Origin of the sequence: Microbispora rosea, from assembly GCF_044460045.1 — a bacterium.
Lineage (GTDB): Bacteria > Actinomycetota > Actinomycetes > Streptosporangiales > Streptosporangiaceae > Microbispora > Microbispora rosea.
On sequence record NZ_JBITJO010000007.1, the window covers coordinates 218,706 to 243,645 of the forward strand.

Annotated in this window: 20 protein-coding genes; 7 read left to right on the forward strand and 13 right to left on the reverse strand. The window is 73.0% G+C overall.

Annotation, left to right across the window (positions count from 1 at the left end; genetic code table 11):
• Positions 1–251: 251 nt before the first annotated feature.
• A complete protein-coding gene (locus ACIBK1_RS28460; RefSeq protein ID WP_231513762.1) occupies positions 252–1,013 on the forward strand; it encodes an HNH endonuclease family protein in 762 nt (253 codons plus the stop codon).
• 22 nt (positions 1,014–1,035) lie between these two features.
• Here the strand turns inward: ACIBK1_RS28460 and ACIBK1_RS28465 are convergent, their stop codons facing one another.
• The 12 genes from ACIBK1_RS28465 to aceB all read right to left on the reverse strand — a co-directional run bounded on the left by ACIBK1_RS28465 (position 1,036) and on the right by aceB (position 14,274).
• Positions 1,036–2,511, reverse strand: coding sequence for a hypothetical protein (locus ACIBK1_RS28465; RefSeq protein ID WP_396738785.1), 1,476 nt, complete (start codon positions 2,509–2,511; stop codon positions 1,036–1,038).
• Positions 2,512–2,588: 77 nt separating this feature from the next.
• On the reverse strand, positions 2,589–3,635 hold the full coding sequence (locus ACIBK1_RS28470) for a CU044_5270 family protein (RefSeq protein WP_051761354.1): 1,047 nt from the start codon (positions 3,633–3,635) through the stop codon (positions 2,589–2,591).
• Positions 3,635–4,339 (reverse strand): RNA polymerase sigma factor, encoded by a 705-nt coding sequence (locus ACIBK1_RS28475; protein WP_231513761.1) that lies wholly within the window; start codon positions 4,337–4,339, stop codon positions 3,635–3,637. Before ACIBK1_RS28475 ends, ACIBK1_RS28470 begins: the two co-directional genes overlap by 1 nt.
• A gap of 109 nt (positions 4,340–4,448) precedes the next feature.
• Positions 4,449–6,410: an FHA domain-containing protein gene (locus ACIBK1_RS28480; RefSeq protein ID WP_081903297.1), complete on the reverse strand. Its 1,962-nt coding sequence runs from the start codon at positions 6,408–6,410 to the stop codon at positions 4,449–4,451.
• A gap of 167 nt (positions 6,411–6,577) precedes the next feature.
• Complete coding sequence (locus tag ACIBK1_RS28485) at positions 6,578–7,246, reverse strand: hypothetical protein (RefSeq protein ID WP_396738788.1); 669 nt, start codon at positions 7,244–7,246, stop codon at positions 6,578–6,580.
• Positions 7,247–7,307: 61 nt separating this feature from the next.
• Entirely contained in the window at positions 7,308–7,538 is a 231-nt protein-coding gene (locus ACIBK1_RS28490) for a hypothetical protein (RefSeq protein ID WP_396738790.1), read from the reverse strand.
• A 123-nt stretch (positions 7,539–7,661) separates the two neighbouring features.
• The gene (locus ACIBK1_RS28495) at positions 7,662–7,880 is read right to left on the reverse strand and encodes a DUF2277 domain-containing protein (RefSeq protein ID WP_030506438.1); all 219 of its coding nucleotides are present in this window, start codon (positions 7,878–7,880) and stop codon (positions 7,662–7,664) included.
• Between the two features lie 29 nt (positions 7,881–7,909).
• Entirely contained in the window at positions 7,910–8,644 is a 735-nt protein-coding gene (locus tag ACIBK1_RS28500) for an IclR family transcriptional regulator (protein WP_051761353.1), read from the reverse strand.
• 28 nt (positions 8,645–8,672) lie between these two features.
• On the reverse strand, positions 8,673–9,923 hold the full coding sequence (locus tag ACIBK1_RS28505; RefSeq protein WP_036405309.1) for a (Fe-S)-binding protein: 1,251 nt from the start codon (positions 9,921–9,923) through the stop codon (positions 8,673–8,675).
• Positions 9,923–11,209 (reverse strand): FAD-binding oxidoreductase, encoded by a 1,287-nt coding sequence (locus ACIBK1_RS28510; RefSeq protein WP_396738792.1) that lies wholly within the window; start codon positions 11,207–11,209, stop codon positions 9,923–9,925. Before ACIBK1_RS28510 ends, ACIBK1_RS28505 begins: the two co-directional genes overlap by 1 nt.
• Complete coding sequence (locus tag ACIBK1_RS28515) at positions 11,209–12,660, reverse strand: FAD-linked oxidase C-terminal domain-containing protein (protein ID WP_396738794.1); 1,452 nt, start codon at positions 12,658–12,660, stop codon at positions 11,209–11,211. Before ACIBK1_RS28515 ends, ACIBK1_RS28510 begins: the two co-directional genes overlap by 1 nt.
• 24 nt (positions 12,661–12,684) lie before the next feature.
• Positions 12,685–14,274 (reverse strand): malate synthase A, encoded by a 1,590-nt coding sequence (aceB, locus tag ACIBK1_RS28520; RefSeq protein WP_030506433.1) that lies wholly within the window; start codon positions 14,272–14,274, stop codon positions 12,685–12,687.
• Between the two features lie 146 nt (positions 14,275–14,420).
• Between aceB and ACIBK1_RS28525 the strand changes: the two genes are divergently transcribed.
• Entirely contained in the window at positions 14,421–15,101 is a 681-nt protein-coding gene (locus ACIBK1_RS28525) for a DUF4097 family beta strand repeat-containing protein (RefSeq protein ID WP_030506432.1), read from the forward strand.
• A gap of 6 nt (positions 15,102–15,107) precedes the next feature.
• Here ACIBK1_RS28525 and ACIBK1_RS28530 read toward each other — a convergent pair whose 3' ends face one another.
• Positions 15,108–16,460: an FAD-binding oxidoreductase gene (locus ACIBK1_RS28530; RefSeq protein ID WP_396738796.1), complete on the reverse strand. Its 1,353-nt coding sequence runs from the start codon at positions 16,458–16,460 to the stop codon at positions 15,108–15,110.
• 352 nt (positions 16,461–16,812) lie between these two features.
• Between ACIBK1_RS28530 and hflX the strand changes: the two genes are divergently transcribed.
• From hflX to ACIBK1_RS28555, 5 genes are all read left to right on the forward strand, one after another.
• On the forward strand, positions 16,813–18,216 hold the full coding sequence (gene hflX / locus ACIBK1_RS28535; protein ID WP_036405305.1) for a GTPase HflX: 1,404 nt from the start codon (positions 16,813–16,815) through the stop codon (positions 18,214–18,216).
• 452 nt (positions 18,217–18,668) lie between these two features.
• On the forward strand, positions 18,669–19,877 hold the full coding sequence (hutI, locus tag ACIBK1_RS28540) for an imidazolonepropionase (RefSeq protein WP_030506429.1): 1,209 nt from the start codon (positions 18,669–18,671) through the stop codon (positions 19,875–19,877).
• An 87-nt stretch (positions 19,878–19,964) separates the two neighbouring features.
• Entirely contained in the window at positions 19,965–20,819 is an 855-nt protein-coding gene (locus ACIBK1_RS28545; RefSeq protein WP_396738798.1) for a DegV family protein, read from the forward strand.
• Positions 20,820–21,046: 227 nt separating this feature from the next.
• Entirely contained in the window at positions 21,047–22,126 is a 1,080-nt protein-coding gene (locus tag ACIBK1_RS28550) for a helix-hairpin-helix domain-containing protein (RefSeq protein WP_396738800.1), read from the forward strand.
• On the forward strand, positions 22,123–24,882 hold the full coding sequence (locus ACIBK1_RS28555; RefSeq protein WP_396738802.1) for a ComEC/Rec2 family competence protein: 2,760 nt from the start codon (positions 22,123–22,125) through the stop codon (positions 24,880–24,882). Before ACIBK1_RS28550 ends, ACIBK1_RS28555 begins: the two co-directional genes overlap by 4 nt.
• Positions 24,883–24,940 lie beyond the last annotated feature (58 nt).

The window sequence follows — 24,940 nt, forward strand, 5'->3', positions numbered from 1 at the left end:
AAACCTACTGGCGGCCCCCGCCCCCCCCCCCCCCCACCCCCCCCCCACCCCCCCCCCCTCTTTTTCCCCCCCCCCCGCCCCGGGGGCCCGCGGGGGGGGGGGCCCCCCCCCGGCCCCCCCCCGCCCCTCGTCGTATGTCTCGGCGCTCGTGCGCGCCTCCTTTGCCACTTTTTTACACTTTGCTATATCTGAGGGGGACATTTCATTACCTAGGGGTGGCTGTGGGCGGGCGTGGTACCCGGTCGATCGCTGTGTCGATCACTGGAATCTCGGTGGCGATGGCCGTACTGGCGGGTTGCGGGCCGCTGCCGGAAGTCGACGGCGACCTCGCGGGCAAGGGCGGCGGCACGAGCAGTGGCGCGAAGGACGACTCGGGGACGGAGCGGGGCGTCAACCCGCTCGACAACCCCGACGGCACCGGCCCCGGACTCAAGGCGATCACGTCGGACAAGGACCGGGCGAAGGCCCGTGACCTGATCGACAAGGTGGCGACGAAGGGCCGGGGGGCGAAGACCGGCTACGACCGCGACAAGTTCGGCTACGCCTGGGCCGACAGCGTGGACGACGTCCCCTGGGGGCGCAACGGCTGCGACACCCGCAACGACCTGCTCAAGCGGGACGGCCGGGGCGTCAAGTATCGCGACGGGTCCAACTGCGTCATCGTCTCCATGACCCTGTACGACCCGTACACCGGCAAGACGATCGACTGGACCAAGTCGAAGGCGGCGGAGGTCCAGATCGACCACGTCATGCCCCTGTCATACGACTGGCAGATGGGCGCGTCGCGGTGGAGCGAGAGCAAGCGCAAGCAGATCGCCAACGATCCGCTCAACCTGATCCCCGTGGACGGTTCCACCAACGGCTCCAAGGGCGACTCGGGGCCGGCCACCTGGCTGCCGCCCAGCCGTGACATCCGCTGCTCCTACGTCGTGCGGTTCGCCCAGGTCGCCCTCAAGTACGAGCTTCCGGTGACCTCCGCCGACAAGGCGGCCATGCTGGAGCAGTGCAAATAGGCAGTGCAAATAGAGGGTCGGCTCACCGGTAGACGACTTTCTTGACCGACCGGCCGGGGAACACGACGACCAGGTGCTCCTCCACGGTCTCCTCGATGCCCCGGGCGTAGACCCGCAGCCGGTAGCGTCCGGGGCCGCGCACCGCCAGGTTCGGCAGCCGCGCCCCGGCGCCCTCCTCGCCGCCGTCGGCGTAGGAGGGCACCACCAGGCGGCCGCTGCGGCTGACCACGCCGACCTCGGCCACCTGCTCCCAGCCCTTCAGCCGCAGCGGGGGAGCGGAGCCGAACGCCTTCACCGTCAGGCACATCGGCTCGTTCTCGCCGTACGTCATCACGGCCGCTGCGCCACCCCCGGCGGCGACGAATCCGTCTTCTATCGCCGCGCCGAAGACGTCCTCGCCCTCGCTGGTGTCGTCCGGGTCGTACACGCCGTAGCCTCCGCCCTCGAACAGGAAGTACGCGGCCGTGCCCTGCCGCCGGGCCCGCACCCGCGGCCAGGGGTCCCGGCAGCGGGCGTTGGCCGCCGCGACGTAGTCCTCGTAGTCCTCCCTCTCCGCGGCCTGCCCGTTCGCCGTACGCGGCGGCTCGGGCTGCCAGCCGTACGCGGCGGGTGGGGGCGCCGCCTCCGGCGCGACCAGTGTGAGGAACGGCAGCAGGACGACCGCCAGCAGGATCGGCCGGGGCAGGCGCCGGGGCGGCCCGAGCTCCTCCGGCACCGCGCCCGGGCCGGCGAGTTCGTGGGCCGACCGGGCGAGCCACACCACGAGGAAGACGACGAGCCCCTCGGCCGGCAGCTCCGGTGACCGGCCGAGCACCCATTCCAGGCCCGCTCCCGGGTAGGGGCTCACCAGGGTGAGACAGGCGGCGACCAGGCCGGCCCTGAGCGTCGGGCGGCTCCAGCGGCCGTCACGGCGCTGACCGGCGAGGACGAGCACCTGCCAGCCCAGCACGGGCACCCAGAGGACGTAGAAGAACGTGGGCGGCAGCAGCGGGTGGATCTCGCCGTAGAACGCGGTCGCCGCGGTGGCCGCCGACGCCGCCAGGGCTGCGGCGAGGACGCACATCCGCATCCGGCGCCCGGACAGGACCAGGGCGAACGACACGGTCTGCGCACTCCAGAGGAGCAGGGCGAGGACGACGGCGAGGTCACCGGGCAGCAGCGCGGCGGGCAGCCGGCCGGCCACGTGGAAGGCGACGGCCAGGTAGAGCGCGCGCCGCGCCCAGACGACCCGCGTGCCGCCCGGCGGAGCCGCGCGCGGGGGGAGGGCCAGGACCTGCCGGAGCATCCAGGTCTTCAGCGCGAGGATCGCGAACAGGCCCGCCGCCGCCAGCACGGCGGCCGTGGACGGTTCCGTGAAGGCGTTCTCGCCGGGGGCGTGCCACAGGACGACGGTCCAGAGGGGGCCGAGGTCCCCCGTGACGGCCGCGAGCACGCCCGCGACGGCCGCGGCCGCCAGATAGACCCCGGCCACGATCGGCCCCACGCGCTGCCGGAACATCCCGCGCCCCTTCTTCGACAGGATGGACGATCTTAGGGCAGATCGCTCCGGCAGCGCCCGCCCTCACGGGCGGCGGATCAGAGGCAGCCGGCGTGGGGGTCGTCCACCTTCGGCGCGGTGTCGTCGACCGTGACCTCCAGCTGGGCGGTCGAGGCCACGAGGCTCCCGGTGGGCGCCTTCGCCTCCTTCGCGTCCACCACGATGCCGCGCTCGCCGAGCAGCTCGTAGCTCGAGGGGTCGAAGATGATCTCCTCGCGCACCCCGCCGGAGACGCGGCCGACGCCGATGCCGGTCCGTCCTGCCGCGTCCTCGGCGCTCTCGTTGACCGTGACCCCGGGGATCGTGGCGGCGGCCTTGAACAGCGCCGCGCGCTGGGCCGCGGGCACGTACGTCTCCCGCAGCAGGTCGCCGACGGCCGTCCACGCCCCCGTGTCGGGCGGGGTGTCGCCGCGCGGCCGGTCGTACAGGTAGGCGCGCATCTTCTCCGGGTCGGCGGGCAGCTTCCTCAGGCTCGTGTAGGCGGTGTCCCGCACGCTGTTACAGGCCGGGAGCCGCATCCACTCGGTGCCCTTCTCCCGGTAGGCCTCCGGCGGGATCGGCCAGCCGGGGTAGGCGCGAGGTTCCAAGTTCTCGACCTTCAGCGCACCATCCTTCGTGCCGTCTGCCGACAGCCAGATCGTCCGCTTCGTCCGGTAGAGATAGCGGGACTCCTTCTTGTCCTCGCCGACCACGGTGGCCTCGTACATCGTCTGGGAGCTCACCTTGACGAACTGGTCGTCGCGCGGGGACAGGTCGGTCACCGCGCGGGCCGCCTTGCCGAGCACCTCCTCGGCCGACATGTTCGACACCTCCGGCAGCCTCACGACCCCCGCGCTCACCGTCACCGGCCGGGTCTGCGGCCCCGCCGGCGTCTCCGGTCCCGTCAGGACGGTGGCGACGGCCGCGGCCCCCGCCATGGCGAGCAGCGCCGTCCCGCCCGCGAGCAGCATGTACGGCCGCGGTCGCGGGCGGGCGCGACGCCCCGCCGGGTCGGTCAGCCGCCGCCGCACGGCCGCCTTGGCCGCCAGGGAGTAGGGGGCGACGTCGGGCCGTTCCCGCGCCACCAGGTCGATCTCGTCGGTCATCACACGTTCTCCTCGGAAAGGTCGAGATGGCGGCGCAGCTTCGCGCGCACGCGGTGCAGGCGCGAGCGGACGGTGCCGATGGGGATCTTCAGCGCCTCGGCCGCCTCCTCGTAGGAGAGGTCGGCCCAGGCGACCAGCAGGAGCAGCTCACGTTCGGCGGCCGACAGCCTGGCCAGCGCGGCGGCGAGGACGGGCCGCAGGGCGGCGGCGCTCGCGCGCTCCGCTCCGCGTTCCTCCTCGTGGTGGCCGCGCTCATCGGCGTCGCGCGGCGCGCGGGCGAGCGCCCGCAGCCGGCGCACCTCGGAGCGGCGGTGCCCGGAGATGAGGTTGCCGGCGATGCCGTACAGCCAGGGCCGGGCGTCCGGCCGCGTGGTGTCGTAGCGCTGCCGCTTGCGGAACGCCACCAGGAACGTCTCCGCCGTCACGTCGTCGGCGTGCTCGGGGCCGAGGCGGCGGCCGGCGTAGGCGTGGATCTCGTCCGCGTGCCGGTCGAAGACGCCGGCGAAGCGCTCGGGCGCGGTCAGCGACGCCTGGATCAGCTCGGCGTCGCTCGGCTCGGGGGCGTATCGCCCGGCGTCATATGGCTCGGCGTCATACGGCCCGGTTCTGGCCCCGGATCCTGGTTCGGTGCCGAGGCGGGAGCCGCCGGGTTCGTGAGCCGGGGCGACCGAGGGGAAGCGCAGGTCGCCGGATACCGTCCTCACCACCCGTTTTGTCCGTTCATAGAGGCTATCCTTCCGGGGGCGCCGTCGCGCCCCTCGCCTCTACTCCGCCGGACGGCCCGGGCCGGTTCCGTGGTTCGCCGGAGCGATGTCAGCCGGAGGGCGTGCCTCCGGGCCGCCTGACCTGTTCGTCCGCCAGCGGCGCGACGAGCGCCCCCTCGGCAGGGGACGTCACGGGGGACGCAACAGGGGACGCCGCGGCGACCGGCTGGTCGAAGATGTCGATGTCGACCTCCTCGCCGCCGACCGTCAGCGTCTCCCAGGCTCCGCTCACCAGCAGGGTGCGCAGCGTCTCGCTCCGCAGTTCGCGCAGGTGCCGGATGAGGGTGGCGTCGTCGGGCATGCCGGGAACACGTGGTGACAGGCGGTCGCGGATCTGCCGCAGGCGCTCCATCAGGGCGTCGATGTCCGCTTCCCTGTCCGGGGCGGTGCGGCCCTCCTCGATGCCGTGGACGATCGTGTCCTTGATCGCCCGGGTGACGCCCTGCTCGTCGGTGGTCACCATCGCGTTCCACGCGCGGCTCTTGTGCCGATACTGCAGCATCGACATCGCCGCCTCGTGCCGTACGAAGTCGGCGTCCCGCAGCGGCCTGCCGCGCCAGTTGCGGTTGAGCGAGCGGGCCAGCGAGATGGCCGACGCCAGCCCGCTGTTGAGGCCCCGCCCCGGCCAGAAGTGGATCGCGTTGGCCGCGTCCCCGAGGAGGAACCCGTACGTCCCCGGGGTGGTCGAGGTGGGGGAGTACAACCGGGCGGTGAACCGCGGCCGCTGCACCATGTCCAGCCGGAAGGCGGTGACCGCGCTCACGTCGCCGTCGGCGACGCCGAAGAGCGCGAGCCCTTCCTGCGCCCGCTTCCACAGTGCCGAGCCCCTGATCAGGGCGGGCAGGAACAGCGTGTGGTGGGTCGAGCAGTGGAAGTCCCCGTCCTCGGTGCGCTCCATCAGGCAGGGGCTGGAGGCGACGCACTCCTCGAACACGTGCCGGACGGGGTCGATGCCGACGACCTCCGCGGCCTCGTCGTCGGTGAGCCGCATGTTCAGGAAGCCCTCGCCGCGCAGGGAGTTCAGGAGGAACCGGTTCTGCGCCACGGTCAGCAGCACGATCGCCGGGTCCGGCAGGCTGGACTTCACCCGCAGCCCCAGCACCACGTCCTGCAGGTGCCGGCCGTCGAGCGAGAAGATCGAGTCGTCGGCCCGGCCGAACCTGTCGGTGAAGTGCTCGCGGGTCCGCGAGCGCCCTCCCTCGCAGATGGCGAGCACGTGCTCCTTGGCCACGGCGTCCTGGCGCTCCGCGACGTCGAATCTTTCGGGCACCAGGCGGATGCGGGCGGACCTCTCGTTCGCCATCTCCAGCAGGGTGTCCTCGATGTAGGCGATTCGGATGTTCCGCGGGCCGTAGCCGCGGATCGAGTCCGGACCGGCCGGCCACATCTCGCTGTAGGACCCCTCGGTGAACAGCCGCGACTGGACGTCCTCCGGGAGGTTCAGATACTGGCGGCTCTGCACCGTCACGACCTGCTGCCGCCGGTTGTTGCCCTGTGCGGCGTTCTTCCACACGATCCGCTGCCCGTCCTCGGTCCAGCGGCCGTCGTAGATCGTGATGGTGACCCGTTGCCCCATGAGGTGGTCGAGGAGCAGGGCGAAGGCCAGCCCGACGGGCCCGCCGCCGGAGACGGTGACGTGCAGGACCTGCTCCGGTTCGATGTCCGGAACCGGCGGGCGGAACCGCTGCATCAGGGAGGTGTTCACGACCGTCTCGGAGTCGTCGAACGCCTCGAAGCGGAACGTCTCCCCTCCGATGGCGATCGTGTCGCCGGGCCGGAGCACATGCGTGGTCACACGCCTGCCGTTGACCAGCGTCCCGTTGCTGCTGCCCCGGTCGAGTAGCACGTAGCCCTCGGCCTCGCGGCGCACCTCCGCGTGAAAGCGGGAGGCCCTCTCACTCGTGATCACCACACTGTTGTCGCCTCTGCGACCGAAGGTGATCGGCTTGTCGTCGATCGGGAAACGCTGGCCGGCAAGGGGACCCTCATGCCCGACGATCGCAGGTGGCATCGTTTGCCCCCTTTCCCTCGGAATCACCGATGCGATCATTTATCGTGACATGCTTCCCGGCTGCTGCAAAGGTCCCAGTCAGGAAGGGCGACCACCCCTGCGCGGGCGAGGCGGGCGCCGTCGCGCCCTTCGCCCCTGCACCGCCGGACCGGTTCCACCTGATGTGCTCACTGCGTGATGAGGAACCCGTTGTGGTCGCGGGCCACCCCGCCGGCGCGGGCGGCGATCGCGAGGGCGGCCCGACGGGCGGCGGCGGGAACCTCCGTGCCGTAGCCGTCGTCCGCCGACAGCTCGTACGTCACGTCGTCGGAGTCCCACTCGGTGACGAAGACCTCGATCGGGCTCTCGGCGCTGGTCAGCAGCGTCGTTCCCGCCTCGGTCACCGCCGCGACGACCAGGCCGGGCACGTCGTCCGCGAGCAGGCCGATCACCTCGTCCACCGGGACGGGCCGCCCGCCGGTGACCTCGGCCAGGTCCTCCGGGGGCTCCTGGCACTCCGGGTGCTCCCGGCCGCCGAGCCGCTCGGCCAGCCCTCGCACGAGCAGGCTCGGCCGGGCGAAGTCGCCGCCCGCCTCGCTGTCGATGGTGCGGGCGAAGAACGCGGCACCCCAGCCCGCCGGAAGCCCCGCCCTGGCCGCCAGCTCCGGGGTCAGCTCGATCGGCCCGCGCAGCTCGACGTTCTGGCCGATCTTGAAGCCCCGCCCGTACGGCCCGGCCTGCGGGTCGTGCAGCCGCACCGTCTCCAGCACGGTCGCGGGATCGGGCGCGTACGGCAGCAGCAGCGTCGGCCCCCTGCGCAGCCGCCGGGCCAGGAAGAAATCGGAGATGACACCCATGCGGCCACTGTTCCGCCCGCCACTTGTGACCGTCTTGGAACGAGGTTGCCCCGCCGGGCGGCTAGGCGTACGCGATCTGACGCATCCTCGCGCAGATCCCGCCGGGATCGCCCAGGTAGCGCCAGGGGGTCTCGGTCACCAGGTCCCCGAGCGCCTCGAACCGCTCCTTGGCCGCGACGTGGTCGCCCGCCAGGACGAAGGCGCAGGCGAACACGTTGTGGTCCTCCGGCCAGCCTGGCCGCCGGTAGGCCGGGTGCCGCACGGAGCGGTCGGCGGCGGCGCGCAACGCCACTCGACGCCGAACTCGTGCTCTACGGTGGCGCGACCCTGCGGCTGCGGGAACGGTGGAGCAGCGACGAACTGGACGACGACAGCCGCAAGCGCCTCGTCTCCCTGCTCGAGAACGTCTGAGCGGCTACCGTGCGGCCGAGCCGCGGACCTGGAGGGTGGCCAGCAGCGCCGTGCTGGCCTGCGCGATCTCCTCGACCGCGCGGTCGAACGCCTCGGCGTTGTGCGCGGCGGGCGCGCGGAAGCCGGAGATCTTGCGGACGTACTGGAGGGCCGCCGCCCGGATGTCCTCCTCGGTCACCTCGTCGGTGAAGGGCGGGCGCAGGGTCTTGATGCTTCGGCACATGACCCCATACTGACCGATCCGAGGACCGGTCAGGGGTGGAGAACGGCGACGCCGAAGTCCTCGGCCACCTTGCGCAGCATCGCGGCCAGCTCCTCGCGGTCGATCGCGTCGATGCGCTCGGCGGGTCCGGACACCGACATCGCCGCGAACGCCCGCCCGCCGTCGTGGACCGGCACGGCCATGCAGTGGACCCCGCTCTCCTCCTCGCCCAGGTCGAGCGCGTACCCCCGGGCGCGCACCCGGTCGAGCTCCTCCAGCAGCTCGCCGACCGCCGTGATCGTCCGGTCCGTACGGCGAGGCAGCCCGGTGCGCAGGAACACCGCCTCCGCGTCCTCCCGCCCGGCCAGCAGGGCCTTGCCGACGGCCGTGCTGTGCGGCAGCACCCGGCGGCCGACCTCGGCGAACATCCGCAGCCTGCGCGGCGAGGGCACCTGGGCCACGTAGACGACGTAGTCGCCCTCCAGCACCGCGAGGTTGGCGGTCTCGCCCGACAGCTCCACGAGCCTCGCGAGATAGGGCTCGGCCCAGACCGCGAGCATCCGCTCGGCCACGCCGCCGATCCGCACGAGCGCGCCGCCGAGGGCGTAGCGCCGGTCGGACTCCTGCCGGACGTATCCGCGGGCCAGCAGCGTCTGTAACAGCCGGTGGATCGTCCCGTACGGCAGGCCGGTCGTGGCGGCGATCTCCGACAGACCGGCCTGGCCGCCGTGCTCCGACAGTGCCTCCAGCACGTCCAGCGCCCGGTCGACGCTCTGCACGCTCACCGCGCCCTCCTCCTCGGCGGTGTCATCCTCAACGCGGGGACCGCCCCAGCATGCCGGTTTCCAGCCCTCGCAGCGAGGCGTCGAGCACCTCGGCCGTGTGCGCGACCCGGATCTCCCCCTTGCCCGCCCTGCGCACGGCGGCCGCGATCTGCATCGTGCATCCCGGGTTGGCCGACACCAGCACGTCGGCGCCGGCGGCGAGCACCCGTTCGGCCTTGCGGTCGCCCAGCTGTCTGGCCGCCTCGGGCTGCACGAGGTTGTAGGTGCCCGCGGACCCGCAGCAGATCGCGGACTCCTCGACCTCCCGCAGCTCCAGCTCCGGAATCGCGCGCAGCAACTCGCGCGGCTGCGCGCGCACGCCCTGGGCGTGGGCCAGATGGCAGGCGTCGTGATAGGCGACCGTGACCGGCAGCGGATGGCGTTCGGCGACCGGACCCAGCTCGGTCAGGAACTCCGCCAGGTCGCGGGTCCGCAGCGCCTCGGCGCGGGCCGCCCAGCCGGGCTCGCCGGCCAGCACCTCGGCGTAGTCCTTCATGCTCGATCCGCAGCCCGCCGCGTTCACCACCACGGCGTCCACGCCGGCCCGTTCGAAGGTGGCGATCGTGCGGCGGGCGAACCTGCGCGCCTCGGCCTCGCGGCCCGAGTGCAGCGACAGCGCCCCGCAGCAGCCCTGCCGCGGCGGGATCACCACGTCGCACCCCTCGAGCGCGAGGACCCGGGCCGTCGCCGCGTTGACCTGCGGGAAGAACTCGCCCTGCACGCAGCCGGTGAGCAGCCCGACCCGCGCCCTGCGACGTCGCCTCGCCCGCACCAGCGGCGGCAGCCTTATGGGCCGGGGGACGCGGGGGGCGAGTTCGGCCATCGCGCCGAGAGAGGGGTGCACCTGCTCGAGGAACGGCTGCAGGCGCCTGCCCAGCCGCATCGGCAGCCGCATCGCCCGCAGCCTGCGCCGGTAGGGGAACAGCGCGAACACCAGCGCCCGGATCGCGCGCTCGTCGGGGCGGCGCACGTGCTCGCGCTCGACGACCGCGCGGGTCTGCTCGATCAGCCGGTCGTACCGGACGCCCGACGGGCACGCGGTGACGCACGCCATGCAGCCCAGGCAGGCGTCGAAGTGACCGGCCATCGCGTCGGTGAGCGGCGTGCCCTCGACGTGCTGCCCCATGAGGTGGATGCGCCCGCGCGGGGAGTCCATCTCCTCGCCCCACAGCACGTACGTCGGGCAGGTGGGCAGGCAGAACCCGCAGTGGACGCAGTCTCTGATCAGCTCGGGATCCATCAGATGCCTCCGACGAAACGACCGGGGGACAGCCGGCGATCGGGGTCGAACCGCTCCTTGACCCGGCGCATCAGGTGGAGCGCGCCGGCGTGCCCCCACCGGTCCAGGCGGCGCGCGGCCTCCGCGGGCGCGGCGAGCACGACGACGCGCCCGCCGAACATCGCCTCGGCGTCGTCGCGCACCAGGCCGGTGAATCCGGCGATCTCATGGGGCAGGCCCCGCAGACCGATGTGCAGGGTCCCGGCGGCGAGCGAGCCGCGGATCGCCGGCCGCGCCCCCGACGCGTCGGCGGCCTGCCGCAGAGCGGGGAGCATGTGGGGAAGGGAGGAGACGCCGATCCTGAGCTCCAGCAGCGTGTCGTCGTCCGACGAGGGAAGCAGGTTCCACCAGGGTGGCGGCTCCTCGGCCACCTCCGCCGTGCCGCCCATCGGTTCGCCCAGCAGCTCACACAGCGTCTTGCCGCGCTCGGCCGTGGCGGCGCCCTCCACGAGGATCGCCACCGTGCAGGGGCCCTCCACGTCGGGCCAGTCGACCTCCACCGCGCTCGGCTCCAGCGGCGACTCGGTCACCGCGGGGACCGCCGTCAGCAGGACGTCGGCCGCCGACATGACCTGCCCGGTCTCGGTCACCGGCCGTTCGACGGTCGCCGTCACCCAGGCGCGGGCGGCGGGCAGGGGATGGAGGCGGAACGTCGCGTCCGCGATGATCCCGAGCGTGCCGTACGAACCGGTGAACAGCTTGCCGAGGTCGTATCCGGCGACGTTCTTGACGACCTTCCCGCCCGACTTGGCGATCGTGCCGTCGGCGAGCACGACCGTGACGCCGATGAGCAGGTCGCGGGCCGTGCCGTGGCGGAACCTGCGCGGCCCGGCGATGCCGGTGGCCAGCAGCCCGCCGACCGTGGTGCCCGGCACGGGCACGTCGAGCGCGAGCTCCTGACCTTCCTCGGCGAGAGCGCGCGCCAGCGCCTCCACGGTCACCCCGGCCTGCGCCCGGACGACCAGGTCGCCCGCGGCGTGCTCCAGCACCCGGTTCAGGCAGCACAGGTCGACGAGCACGTCGCAGCGGTCGGGCTTGGCGCCCCAGTGCAGCTTGGTGCCGCCGCCCGTCGCGACGGCGGCCAGGTCGTGCGCGGCGCACACCCGCATCACGGCCGCGATCTCCTCGGCCGACTCGGGCAGCGCCACCCAGCGCGGCCGCACTCCCGCGACCTCGTCCCCGTCGCCGGCTGCGCGCACGGCCACGCCGGTCGCCTCCAGCGCGTCCCCGACGTCCCGCGTGTCCATCAGAACTGCTCCGCCAATCCGGCTTCGACCAGGGGATGGGCGCCCCTGCGCACTCCCGGCACCTCGCCGCACAGGCGGGGGGTGGGGAAGACCTTGCCCGGGTTGGCCAGCCCCCGGGGATCGAACGCGCACCGCACCAGCTGCATGGTGTCGAGGTCGTCGCCGGTGAACATCAGGGGCATGTAGCGGGCCTTGTCCACGCCGACGCCGTGCTCCCCGGTGATCGACCCGCCGTGTTCGACGCACAGGTCGAGGATGCGCCCGCTGACGGCCTCGGCGCGCTCGGCCTCGCCCGGCACGGAGTCGTCGAACAGCACGAGGGGATGCAGGTTGCCGTCGCCCGCGTGGAAGACGTTGGCCACCCGGATGCCGTACTCCTCCTGCAGCCGGTCGATCCCCGCGAGCACGCGCGGCAGCGCGGTCCGCGGCACCACGCCATCCTGCACGATGTACGCCGGGCTGATCCGGCCCACGGCGGCGAACGCCGACTTGCGGCCCTTCCAGATGGCCGCCCGCTCCTCGGCGGAGGCGGCCACCCGGATCTCGAAGGCGCCGCTGTCGCGGCAGATCCGCTCCACGGCCGCGAACTGGTGCTCCACCTCGGCGCGCGGGCCGTCCAGCTCGACCACCAGTACGGCACCCGCCCCGGCGGGGTAGCGGCAGTGCACGGCGGCCTCGGCCGCCTCGATCGCCAGCGCGTCCATCATCTCGATCGCGGCGGGCACGACGCCCGCCGCGATGATCGCCGACACGGCGCGCCCGCCGGCCTCGATGCCGGTGAAGGCGGCGAGCAGGGTCGTGACCGCCTCGGGCGCCCGCGACAGCCGTACGGTGATCTTGGTGGCGATGCCGAGCGTGCCCTCGGAGCCGATGAACGCGCCGAGCAGGTCGTAGCCGGGGTCCTGAGCGGACAGCTCCACGATCTCCCCGTCCGGCGTGACGATCTCGGCGGCGAGCACGTGGTTGACCGTGAAGCCGTACTTGAGGCAGTGCGCGCCGCCCGAGTTCTCCGCCACGTTGCCGCCGATCGAGCAGACCTGCTGGCTGGAGGGGTCGGGGGCGTAGTAGTACCCCTGGCCGCGGACCGCCTCGGTGATCGCCAGGTTCGTCACCCCGGGCTCCACCACGGCCCGGCGGTTCGGAATGTCGATCTCGACGATCCGCCGCATGCGGGAGGTGACGATCAGCACGCCGTCCGTGCGGGGGAGGGCGCCGCCCGACAGGCCGGTGCCCGCCCCGCGGGCGACGAACGGCACGCCGTGCTCGCCGCACAGCCGCACCACCGCGGCGACCTGCTCGGCCCCCTCGGGCAGCACGACCACCCCGGGGGTCGCCCGGTGGTGGGTCAGCCCGTCGCACTCGTAGGTGCGCAGCCGTACGGGGTCGGTGATGACGGCGTCCGGCGGGAGCACGGCCGCCAGCCGTGCCGTCAGCCGTTCGAGCTCGGACATCGGCTCCCGCTTCCCCTCACATCGTCACGGCATCCGTTCGTACGCCGGAAGCGTAAGGAACTCCGCGAAGTCGTCGTCAAGAGCGACCTCCTTGAACAGCGCCGTGGCCTGCGCGTAGAGCTTCTCGTCGTAGCCCGGCCCGGCGGCGATCCCGGCCAGCTCCTCCTCGATGATCCGCTCGACGAGCTCCCGTGTCACCACCGCGCCGGTGTCGGCCAGCGTGATGTCGTTGTGGATCCACTGCCAGACCTGCGAGCGGGAGATCTCCGCGGTCGCGGCGTCCTCCATCAGGTTGTGGATCGCCGCGGCGCCGTTGCCGCCCATCCAGGCCGCCAGGTAGCGCAGGCCGACGTCCACGTTGCTGCGCAGCCCGGCCTCGGTGATCTCGCCCGGGGTCTTGGACACCGACAGCAGGTCCTCGGCCGTGACGTTGACGTCCTCACGCTGCCGGTCGAGCTGGTTGGGCCGGTCGCCGAGCACGCCGTCGAACACCTCGCGGCAGATCGGCACGAGGTCGGGGTGGGCCACCCAGGAGCCGTCGAAGCCGTCGCCGGACTCGCGGGTCTTGTCGGCCCGCACCTTCTCCAGCGCGACCTTGTTGACCTCGGGGTCGCGGCGGGAGGGGATGAAGGCCGCCATGCCGCCGATCGCGTGCGCGCCGCGCTTGTGACAGGTGCGCACCAGCAGTTCGGTGTAGGCCCGCATGAACGGCGCGGTCATCGTCACCGCGTTGCGCTCGGGCAGCAGGAACTCCCGCCCCCGGGTGCGGAACTTCTTGATGACGCTGAACAGGTAGTCCCAGCGGCCGGCGTTGAGCCCCGCGGAGTGCTCGCGCAGCTCGTAGAGGATCTCCTCCATCTCGAACGCGGCCGGGTAGGTCTCGATGAGCACGGTCGCCCGGATCGTCCCCCGGGGGACGCCGAGCAGTTCCTGCGCCCGGACGAACACGTCGTTCCAGAGCCGCGCCTCCAGGTGCGACTCCATCTTCGGCAGGTAGAAGTACGGCCCGCGGCCCTTGCCGATCTGCCGCTTGGCGCAGTGGAAGAAGTAGAGGCCGAAGTCGAGCAGCGACGCCGACATGCGCGCGCCGTCCACCAGGATGTGCTTTTCCGGCAGGTGCCAGCCGCGCGGGCGGACCACGATCGTGGCCAGCTCCTCGTCCGGCCGCAGCGCGTACGTCTTGCCGCCGGCCTCGAAGTCGATCGCACGGTCGAGCGCGTCGCGCAGGTTGAGCTGCCCGTTGATCGTGTTCTCCCAGGTCGGCGAGTTGGCGTCCTCGAAGTCGGCCAGCCAGACCTTGGCGCCGGAGTTGAGCGCGTTGATCGTCATCTTGCGGTCGACAGGACCGGTGATCTCGACCCGGCGGTCCTCCAGCCCCGGAGCGGGCGGGGCGACCCGCCACTCGGACTCGCGGACGTGGGCGGTCTCGGGAAGGAAATCGAGCATGCCGCCCGCGGACAGGTCCTCCTGCCGCGCCTGACGCGCGGCGAGCAGTTCCCTGCGCCTGGGGTCGAACTCGCGCTGCAAGGTGGCCACGAAGCCGAGGGCCTCGGGAGTGAGGATCTCGTCGAACCGGTCCAGCAGGGGGCCCTTGATCTCGACGTCTTCCGTCATTTTCCACCTTCCGGAAAAATAGTTCTGAATCGTGGAATCGACGCTACTTCAGGAGGCGGCCGGGGGTCAACGCAAGGGGTTCCTCAGGGGCCGGTCCGGGGATTCCCCGATGAGAGACGCGGCACGCATGGCCGAAGATCGGGGGCATGAGACACAAGACGATGGCCGTCGCGGGGGCCGTTCTGGGCATGAGCCTCGTCGCCACGGCCTGCGACGTGCGGATCGGCTTCGGAGGGCAGGAGGCCGTGGAGTCCTACGACGTCACGGACGCGGTGACCGTCATCGACGCGCGCACCGATTCGGGCGACGTCGTGGTGAGCGAGGGCGACAGGACCGGCGTCCACGTCACCGAGACGCTGCACTGGCGCGGGGACAAGCCCGCGAACGGCCATTCCGTCGACGGTGACACGCTCACGCTGGCGTACAAGTGCGGCAACTGCTCGGTGGACTACAAGGTGGAGGTGCCGCGCGGTCTCGACATGAAGATCGACACCGGGTCGGGGGACGTCACGCTGCGCGACCTGAGCGGCCAGGTCAACGCCTCCACCGGCTCGGGCGACGTCGACGCGCGGGGGCTCGCCGCCACGCAGGTCAACACCCGCACGGGCTCGGGCGACATCACGCTCAGGTTCTCGGCCGTCCCCACGCAGGTGCAGGCCGTGACCGGGTCGGGCGACAGCCGGCTCTGGGTGCCGAACGGCGCCTACAACGTCAACGCGTCGACGGGGAGCGGCGACCGCACCGTCGAGGTGACGCACGACGCCTCGGCGCCGCACACGATCACGGTCAGGACCGGATCGGGCGACGCCGAGGTGCACAAACTGTGATCGCCGTCAGGCGAGCACCGGCTGGTTGGAACGGAAGACGCCGTCGGGGTCGCGCCGGCGCTTGATCTCGCGCAGCCGGGCCAGCGTGTCCGCGTCGAACGCGGAGGCGGCCGTCTCGCCGCCGTTCAGGTAGGTGAACGGCTTGCGCCCCGTCGTGTGCGGCGCCATCGCCCCGGCGATCTCCGCCATCCGCGCGGTGACCGCCTGCCCGCCCTCCGGCGACATGACCGGCCCGATCATGCCCAGCAGGTACGGCTCGTCGATGTGCCCGCACGCCCCGCCGCCGTCGGCGGGCCGGCTCAGCGCGCCGCCCAGGTGGCGCACCTGCACCGTGCCCAAGGGGGCGACGCCGCCCACGGCCGCGAGCAGATCGTCCGCCACGGCGTCGCCGAGCCCGGTCAGCAGTTCGGCGCGGCCCGCGCCGGGCACCGGCTGCGTCGGCTCGGCGCAGATGCCGCCCAGGGCCTCCAGGGGCATCGCCGCGCGGCTGTCGCTCAGCACGCCGGGGATGTCCTCGAACCGCCGCAGCAGGTCGCGCCCCTCCTCCTCGCCGCCCAGGAACGTCGAGTCCACCGCGACCGCGGAGAGCCCGCGCAGCGGCTCGGGTACCTGGGGCGCCGGCGGGAACTTCACCATCGCGAACCAGACGGTCAGCTCCGCGGGCGCCGCCGCGGTCACCTCGCGGTAGGCGGCGAGCACGTCGGGCGTCCGCTCGGCGGGCCACAGCATGCGCCCGCCGTAGAGCAGCGGCGCCGGGTGCAGGTCCAGCTCCACCGCCGTCACCAGTGCGAAGTCGCCCCCGCCGCCGCGCAGCGCCCAGAACAGGTCGGGGTCGGAGCCGGCCGTCACGCGGGCCTGTACGCCGTCGGCGCCGACCACCTCGAAGGCGCGTACGGCGCCGGCCGCCCAGCCGTGCCTGCGGGCGAACCACCCGAGCCCGCCGCCCAGGGTGTAGCCGGTGACGCTGACGACGGGAGAGCCGCCGGGCAGGCCGGTCAGCCCGTGCTTGCCGGTCGCCGTCAGCAACTCGCCCCACTGCACACCGGCCTCGACACGGGCGGTCCGCCGCTCCGGCAGGACCTCCATGCCGCGCAACCGCCCGGTGCGCAGCAGGATCGTCCCGTCGAGGCGGGTCGTGGCGCCGTGCCCGCTCGGCTGCACCGCGACGGAGAGGCCGGCCAGCCTCGCGCAGCGGACCGCGGCGGCGGCGTCGGACGCGTCCTCGACCTCCACGACCGCGGCCACCCGCTGGTCGACCGCCCGGTTCCACGGCAGTCGCGCGGCCTCGAAGCCGTCGTCGCCGGGGACGAGGACCTGCCCGCGTACGGCACGGCGAAGGTCGGTTCCCAGGGTTGTCACGCTCTCCTCCTGCTGCCTCCGGCGGCGCCGGACGGCCCCGCTCGTGATCAACCCTGCTACATCCCGTTTGCCGATGATTGGTAATCGGCACGGAAAGGTCCTGTCCCACAGGAATCCGAATTCCTGGACATGCATGGCGATGGATCTTCTCCTGCACTACGCGCCCCGGGCCCACGAGATCCATTTACGCCTGGAGCCGGACCACTGCGGGCCGGTGTGCCCGGCTCATGGCAGAACTGGGCGCATAAGAGAGTGCGTACGTCCCGGGGGTCGTGTCACCATCGACGGGAGGCATCCGGGGCCGGGAAGGCATCGGGGTGTCCGACTGTTCTGTCTAGTAGAGATGACATATATGCGAAACGAGCCCGAAGACCTCGCCGTGGGCGATTACGAACTGGAAGAGCGCCAGGCGCTCCGCCGCGTAGCGGGTCTGTCGACAGAGCTCGAAGACATCACCGAAGTCGAGTACCGGCAGCTGCGGCTGGAGCGGGTCGTCCTGGTCGGCGTCTGGGCGGGCGGCACCGCGCTGGACGCGGAGAACTCGCTGCAGGAGCTGAAGCTGCTGGCCGAAACCGCCGGATCGCAGGTGCTGGAGGGCCTTATCCAGCGTCGCGACCGGCCCGACCCCGCCACCTACATCGGATCGGGCAAGGCGATCGAGCTGCGGGACATCGTGGCCGCGAGCGGCGCCGACACCGTGATCTGCGACGGCGAGCTGACCCCCGGCCAGCTCCGCCAGCTCGAAGAGATCGTGAAGGTCAAGGTCATCGACCGGACCGCGCTGATCCTCGACATCTTCGCTCAGCACGCCAAGAGCCGCGAGGGCAAGGCGCAGGTCGAGCTGGCGCAGCTGCAGTACCTGCTGCCGCGCCTGCGAGGCTGGGGTGGCAACCTGTCCCGCCAGGTCGGCGGTCGCGCCGCCGGCGGCGTCGGCATCGGCGGCCGCGGCCCCGGTGAGACCAAGATCGAGCTGGACCGGCGGCGGATCCGCGAGCGGATGGCCAAGCTGCGGCGGCAGATCAAGGAGATGTCGACCGCGCGGCAGACCATGCGGCACCGGCGGCAGGCCCGCGAGGTGCCGGCCGTGGCGATCGCCGGTTACACCAACGCCGGCAAGTCGTCGCTGCTCAACCGGCTGACCGGCGCCGGCGTGCTGGTCGAGGACGCGCTGTTCGCGACCCTCGACCCCACGGTGCGCAGGGCCCGCACGCCCGAGGGCCGGCTGTTCACGCTGGCCGACACGGTCGGTTTCGTACGGCACCTGCCCCACCAGCTCGTCGAGGCGTTCCGCTCGACGCTGGAGGAGGTGGCCGACGCCGACCTGATCCTCCACGTGGTGGACGGGTCGCACGCCGACCCCGAGTCGCAGATCGCGGCCGTCCGCGAGGTGCTGGCCGAGATCGAGGGCGCGCGGGACATCCCGGAGATCGTGGTCGTCAACAAGGCCGACGCCGCCGACCCCGTCGTGCTGACCCGGCTGACGATGAAGGAGCGGCACAGCGTCGTCGTCTCCGCCCGCACCGGGGCCGGGATCGGCGAGCTGATGTCCATGATCGAGCGGGAGCTGCCCCGCCTCGACCACGAGGTCAGGGTGCTGGTGCCGTACGACAGGGGCGACCTGATCGCGCGGGCGCACAGCGAGGGCGAGGTCCTGTCGCTGGAGCACACCGGTGACGGCACGGTCCTGCACGCCCGGGTCTTCGCCGGCCTGTACGCGGAGCTGGACCGGGTGGCCAAGCCCGTCGAGACCGTCTGACGCCTCTCATCGGCGGGCCGCCTTCCGCGTGTCGGTGGCCCGCCGGCGGTTGCCCTTGCTACGATAAGGAAAGCCTAATGGGACCTTATGGCGTGGGTAACAACATGACACCAGGCAGTGCGGTCACCCTTTCCAAGGCGTTCGCGGACATGGGATCGGTCTCGTCGATCCTGATCTCGCCGCAGCGTGTGAGACGACTGATGCGTCGCGATGCACATGAGACCGGCGTACGTTTCTGTCGCTAACCCTGTACATCAAGCCCACCTGTGAAATACCGTAACTGAACTGAATCGCCCGGGTTCGAGATCCCGGCGGTAGTGTCATCGCACAACATCGGTGCGCGATGAGGCAGGAGACCCCCCAATGACGTCCGGACACGAAGCGGACCCGGCGGGCCAGGCGCCCGCAAGCGGGGGCCGTACGTCGTCCCGGGGTGTTTGGCAGGTGGTCCGATGACCGTTCGCCTTCTCACCAACATCGGCCGGCTCTGGACCGGGCACGATGTGTGCAGCAACGCCGCGATCCTGGTGCACAACGACCGGATCGCGTGGGTCGGCCGTGCCGCCGACCTCCCGCAGAGCGTTCCCGGCGTCGTCGACGACATCGTCGACGTCGACCACGTGGAGAACCTCGGCGGTGCGCTCGTCACGCCCGGCCTCATCGACGCGCACACCCACCCCGTGTACGCCGGCAACCGCTATGCGGAGATGGCGATGCGCTCCGGCGGGTCGAGCGCCTCGGCCATCGCGGCGGCGGGTGGCGGCATCGGTTCGACCGTCACCGTGACACGAGGCACCGACCCCTGGACGCTGTGCAACGGGGTCCGCGAGCGGCTGCGCGAGTGGCTGCTCGGCGGCACCACGACCGTCGAGGCCAAGACCGGCTACCACCTGACCCGCGACGGCGAACTGGCCGACGTGCGGCTGCTGCGCGAGCTCGAGAAAGAGCCGATGATGCCGCGGGTCCACGTCACGTTCATGGCCGCCCACGTCGTGCCGCCGGAATACTTCGGCCGCCAGCGCGACTACGTCGAGGCCGTGGCCTCCTGGTGCGCGGACGCCGCGGGCGCCGGGGCCGACAGCGTGGACGTCTACTGCGACGACGGCCACTTCACCGCCGAGGAGGCCCGCTGGGTGCTGGCCTCCGGCCGCAACGTCGGGCTGCTGCCGCGCATCCACGCGGGCGCCTACAACCGGCGCGGCGCCGTCCAGCTCGCGGCCGAGATGGGCTGCGCCTCCGCCGACCTGCTCCACCACGCCTCGGACGAGGACGTCGCCCTGATGGCGAGATACGGCGTGCCCGCCGTCGTCTGCCCGGGCGCGGCCCTGCAGGTGGGTCACCTCCCGCCGGTGCGCCGGTTGCTGGCCCAGGGCGTCCCGATCGCGCTCGGCAGCGACCACAACCCCGGCCACTGCGGCATCACCTCGATGTCCCTGGTCATCAGCCTCGCGGTGGCGGCGTTCGGGATGAGCGTCGGAGACGCCCTGCGGGCCGCCACGCTGGGCGGCGCCCAGGTTCTCGGCGCTCCCGACCGCGGCATCCTCGCTCCCGGTCGCCTCGCCGACATCGTCCAGTGGGACGCCGACCACGAGGGCGCGTTCGCCTGGTCGTTCGGCCTCAAGCCGCGTCGTGTCTGGCGGGGCGGCGTACCGGTCCAGTGACGGCCCGGACCATCGGCTCGGGCCATCGGCTCGTCTGAAGGTTCACGAAAGGGTTGCCGGTCGATCACCCGCGGGTAATCTCGCGTTATGTCACCATCTGTCGCTGTAGTCACCGATTCCACGGCGTACCTCGGCGCCGAGGCGACCGGCAGATGGAACATCACCGTCGTGCCGGTTCAAGTGATCCTGGGCGATCGCGAGATCGACGACGTGACCCCGTTCGACGCCGGTCTTCTCGCGCACGCCCTCAAGGACCGCTCGCCGATCCTCACCTCGCGCCCGGCTCCCGAGCGCTTCGCGGACGCCTACCGGCGGGCCGCCGCGAACGGCGCCGCCGCGATCGTCTCCGTCCACCTGTCCGGCGCGCTGTCCGGCACCGCGGACTCCGCGCGTCTGGCCGCGCGTGAAGCCCCCGTGCCGGTTGAGGTCGTCGACAGCGGGTCGATCGCCATGGGGCTCGGCTTCGCCGTGCTGGCCGCCGCGGGGGCGGCCGTGTCGGGGGCCCCGGCCGCCGAGGTGGCCGACGTGGCCCGGCGGCGGGCCGCTGCAGCGAGCACGTTCTTCTACGTCGAGACGCTCGACTACCTGCGGCACGGCGGCCGCATCGGCCGGGTGGCCGGCCTCCTGGGATCGGCGCTGTCGATCAAACCGCTGCTGCGCATGGCCGACGGCGAGATCGGGGTGCTGGAGAAGGTCCGCACCGGCAGCCGCGCCCTCGCCCGCCTGGAGGACCTGGTCGTCGAGGCGGCCGGGGACCAGCCGGTGGACGTGGCCGTGCAGCACCTGATGGCGGCCGAGCGGGCCGAGGCGCTCACCAAGGGCCTGACGGCCCGGCTGCCCAGGCTCGTACGGATGTGGGTGGCCGAGATCGGCCCGGTCCTCGGCGCCCACGTCGGTCCCGGCATGCTCGGCGTCACCGTCGCCCCCGCCGCCGTGACCTGAGCCTCCGGACGGGCCGCACACCACCCTCGCCGCGCTGCGCCTTGCTGCTCGGCGCTCCCGAGCCCCGCAGCGCCGCCCCGAGCCGGGCCTCCGCCCCGCTGCGCCGCCGTGCCCGCTTACTCCCACGCCCGGGGGCTCTCGCCTGGTGGGCCGGCCGGAACTCGGGTTGTCCACAGAATCGCGTTCGGCAGCGGGCGGGGCCTCGGTATGTCCCTACCGTCCATGGCGTGCGAAGCAAGGAGTCTCGCGGGGCCGCACGCGGCGTCGTCGGCGAGTCCCGCCTGCGCGGGCTGTTACGTCCGCTCGATCCGGTCCCCCCGTCCGCCCGCCTGCGGTCGACGCCGTCCCCGCCTGGGCCGCCGCCGTCGTTCGGCGCTCCCCACATCGTCCGTATGGAGACCTACGTGCCCGAGCATCCGACGGGGGCCGATGACGGCCCTTACCACGAGAAGATCTTCGGCCTGCCCGAGGAGGTCGCCGATCGGTGGGCAGCGCGCCCGGACGGGCCGGGGACGTCCGGGCCGGACCTGCGAACGCGCGGACGGGCGGCTCTTGGTCGCGCTCTGCCACGACTTGATCCGGGCATGCCCGGGCTGCGGGTGCTCGTGGCCGCCGGGCTGCTCGCCGCGGTCGTCACCGGGGTTCTGGCGTGGCGGTCGAAGCCGGTGGCCGAGCCCATCGCCCCGCCGCTCCCGGCCGCCGCGGTTCGCGACCTCGGCCCTGCCGCCGACTCCGCCGCCGATTCTGCCGACGGCCCCGACAGGTCGCCGGGTCCGGCGTCGCCCGCGTCGGGTACCGGAGCCGACAGCGGGTCGGGTGCGACGGTCTATGCCGCTGGCGCCGGTGGCCCCACGGCCGCCACCCCCGGTTCACCTGCGCGAGTCGTCGTCTATGTGACGGGCACAGTGCGCAACCCGGGAGTGTTCGTCCTCGCATCCGGCGCACGGGTCGCCGACGCGATCGAGGCCGCGGGAGGTCTGCGGAAGGGCGCGAAACCGGGTGGGATCAACCTGGCGCGGCGTCTGGTGGACGGTGAGCAGATCGTCGCCGGAAGCGCGACGACGGCCGGTGCGGGCTCCGCTTCCGTTCCTGACTCGAACATGGCGCCGGGAGCAGGGGTGGTGAACCTCAACACCGCCACCGTCGAGCAACTCGACGCGCTGCCCGGCATCGGCGGCGTGATCGCGCAACGGATCGTCGACTACCGGAACGCGCACGGAGGCTTTCAGAGCGTCGACCAGTTGAAGGAGGTCCCAGGCATCGGAGACAGGAAGTTCGCCGAGATGCGCGACAAGGTCTCCGTGTGACCGCCGTCGGTTTCCCCCACGGCCTGCCCGAGGGCCGAAACAGGCGGGGCAGTGATCTGCCGGGCCGGGAGGATCCGGGTCACGACGAGCCGGGGCACGACGAGCTGGGGCACGACGAGCTGGGGTGTGCCGAGCTGGACAGCGGCCCGTCCAGGCGCGATGAGCCGGGGTGTGTCGAGCCGGGGTGTGTCGAGCCGGGGCGCGGTAGGGCGGTCTCCGGCCCGGCGGCTCTGGCCGCTCCAGCGGTGGCCTCCTGGCTCACGGCGCTCGTGCTGCTCGGCTGCCCCGCCGTCGCGGGAGCGGCCGTGGCGCTGGCCGCGACCGTCGCGGGCGCAGTCACCTGGGTGACGACGTTGACCGCCGGACGGCGCGGCAAGCAGCCAGGCAAGGGACTCGCCGGCACGGCGGTAGCGCCGGGAGCCGCCGCCAGGATCGCACTGGCGGTGTTCGCGTCCACGGCCGTTACGGCCACGGTGACGGCGTTCACCGTCCACAAGGTGACGACCGGGCCGGTGCCGGACCTGGCCCGCCGGAACGTCACGGTGACCGCGGAAGCCGAGATCACCGACGATCCGCGCATCCGGCCGCACCAGGGCGGGGTGTCCCGTCGGGAGACGGCGGTCGTCCGAGCCCGGATGCTGCTGGTGTCGGCCGCTCGGGAGCGGTACGCCGTGGACGTGCCCGTCGTGCTGCTCGGTCCGGCCGACGGCTGGCGTCCGCTGCTGCCGAGCCAGCGGGTCAGGGTGCGCGGGCGGTTGGGCCCGCCGGAGCCGGGCGAGCCGGTCGCGGCCGTGATGCTCGTCCGGGGGCCGCCCGAGCCGATCGGCTCACCCTCGGCGGTTCAGCGCGCGGCAGGGGTGCTGCGGGCGGGTCTGCGTACGGCGAGTGACGTGCTGCCGGACGACCAGCGCGGGCTGCTGCCCGGCCTGGTCGTCGGCGACGTGTCGCGCCTCGACGAGGAGGTGCGGCTCGACCTGGCGACGGCGGGGCTCGGCCACCTCACCGCCGTGTCCGGCACCAACTTGGCGATCGTGGCGGGCGCCGTGCTGGTGTTCGGGCGCCTGGCCGGGCTGCCCCTGGCCCTCCGGGCCGTCGTCGCGGTCATCGCGATGATCGCGTTCTCGGTCGTGGCGAGGCCGTCGCCCAGCGTGCTGCGCGCTCTCGTCATGGGAACCGTCGCCGCCGTGGCACTCGGCATCGGTCGGACGCGGGACGGGGTGGCCGCCCTGTCGGCGACCGTGCTGGGACTGGTCGTGTTCGATCCCGGGCTGGCCCGCCAGTGGGGCTTCGCACTGTCGGTGTTCGCGACCGGCGGCATCCTGGTCCTCGCGCCCCGATGGCGTGACCGCCTGACGGCACGCCGGATGCCCCGCCTGCTCGCCGAGGCCCTGGCCGTGACCGCCGCGGCGCAGGCGGCGGTCACGCCCCTGCTGGTGCTGATGTCCGGGCGCCTCGACCTGGCGGCGATCCCGGCCAACCTCCTCGCGGAGCCCGCGGTGGCGCCTGCGACGGTGCTGGGGTTCGGGGCCGCCGTGGTCGCTCCCGTGAGCATGGACCTGGCCCGGCTGCTGGTGCGCCCTGCCGGGTGGGCGGTGGGCTGGATCATCGCGGTGGCGCAGCGGGCAGCGGACCTTCCGTTCGCGTCGGCGGAGTGGCTCGGGGGAGCGTCGGGCGTGGCCGCGCTGGCGGCGGCGGCCGTCGCGGGATGGCTCGTCCTGCGGGGCCGTGCGCGAAGACGCCTGGTGGCGGCGCTGTCCGCGGGCGCGCTGCTCGCCGCGCTCGTGGCCATGCCGGTGGTGTCGCCCTGGCCGCCGCCGGGATGGCTGCTGGTCGTCTGCGACGTCGGCCAGGGGGACGCCCTGGCGCTGGCGGCCGGTCCCGGCCGGGCCGTGGTGGTCGACACCGGGCCGCAGCCGGGCCCCGCCGATCGGTGCCTGCGCGCCCTCGGGGTCCGGCAGGTGCCGCTCGTGGTCCTGACCCATCCCCATCTCGACCACGTCGGCGGGCTGCCGGGCGTGCTGCGCCGCCGCGCGGTGGGGGCGGTGGTCGTGAGCCCGACCCGCGTGCCCGAGGGCGAGGCCGGGCGCGTCTCCGCGCAGCTCAGGACGGCGCGTATTCCGGAATGGCAGGCGGTCCCCGGGATGCGGTGGCGGTTCGGACCGAGCGAGATCACCGTGCTCGCCCCCGAGCCCGGTATGGCGTCACAGGGCCCCGGCGAGGGGGCGACGTCCAACAACGCCAGCGTCGTGCTGCTGGTCCGCTGGTTCGACCCAGCCGCGGCACCACGCGACCGGTCGGCGGCACAGCGCGACATGCCTACGGCGCAGCGCGACACGCTTGCGGCACTGGGTGAGGTCGCAGCTCCCGGAGCGGGGGCAGAGGCCGGAGCACGGCCGGTGCTGGGGCCGCCTCTGGGGCCGCTTCTGGGCGCTGCCCTGCTCGCCGGTGACCTGGAGACGGAGGCGCAGGACGCCCTGGTGCGGCGCGGCCTGCCACGGGTCGACGTGCTTAAAGTGCCTCATCACGGGTCGTCACGGCAGGCACCGGCCTTCCTCGCCGCCACGGGCGCGCGGGCCGCCCTCATCAGCGTCGGCGCGGTCAACGACTACGGGCATCCTGCCCCGCTGACGCTGCGGCGGCTGCGCTTGCTGGGCATGCGCCCCTACCGCACCGACCTGTCGGGGGACATCGCCCTCGTCGCCACCCACAACGGCCTCGCCGTGGTCGTGCGGGGCAAAGGAACGCGCGCCAGGTGAGGAGGCGAGGGTGGGGCGGCGGTGGGTGTGCCCCTGCCGCCCGGGACGTGGCATGCTG

Coding starts and splice junctions, on each gene's coding strand:
- ACIBK1_RS28465 (WP_396738785.1), bottom strand. CDS start 2,511: ATGTTCCGGCAGCGCGTGGGGCCGATCGTGGCCGGGGTCTATCTGGCG.
- ACIBK1_RS28470 (WP_051761354.1), bottom strand. CDS start 3,635: ATGACCGACGAGATCGACCTGGTGGCGCGGGAACGGCCCGACGTCGCC.
- ACIBK1_RS28480 (WP_081903297.1), bottom strand. CDS start 6,410: ATGCCACCTGCGATCGTCGGGCATGAGGGTCCCCTTGCCGGCCAGCGT.
- ACIBK1_RS28485 (WP_396738788.1), bottom strand. CDS start 7,246: ATGGGTGTCATCTCCGATTTCTTCCTGGCCCGGCGGCTGCGCAGGGGG.
- ACIBK1_RS28495 (WP_030506438.1), bottom strand. CDS start 7,880: ATGTGCCGAAGCATCAAGACCCTGCGCCCGCCCTTCACCGACGAGGTG.
- ACIBK1_RS28505 (WP_036405309.1), bottom strand. CDS start 9,923: ATGGATCCCGAGCTGATCAGAGACTGCGTCCACTGCGGGTTCTGCCTG.
- ACIBK1_RS28510 (WP_396738792.1), bottom strand. CDS start 11,209: ATGGACACGCGGGACGTCGGGGACGCGCTGGAGGCGACCGGCGTGGCC.
- ACIBK1_RS28515 (WP_396738794.1), bottom strand. CDS start 12,660: ATGTCCGAGCTCGAACGGCTGACGGCACGGCTGGCGGCCGTGCTCCCG.
- aceB (WP_030506433.1), bottom strand. CDS start 14,274: ATGACGGAAGACGTCGAGATCAAGGGCCCCCTGCTGGACCGGTTCGAC.
- ACIBK1_RS28525 (WP_030506432.1), top strand. CDS start 14,421: ATGAGACACAAGACGATGGCCGTCGCGGGGGCCGTTCTGGGCATGAGC.
- hflX (WP_036405305.1), top strand. CDS start 16,813: ATGCGAAACGAGCCCGAAGACCTCGCCGTGGGCGATTACGAACTGGAA.
- hutI (WP_030506429.1), top strand. CDS start 18,669: ATGACCGTTCGCCTTCTCACCAACATCGGCCGGCTCTGGACCGGGCAC.
- ACIBK1_RS28545 (WP_396738798.1), top strand. CDS start 19,965: ATGTCACCATCTGTCGCTGTAGTCACCGATTCCACGGCGTACCTCGGC.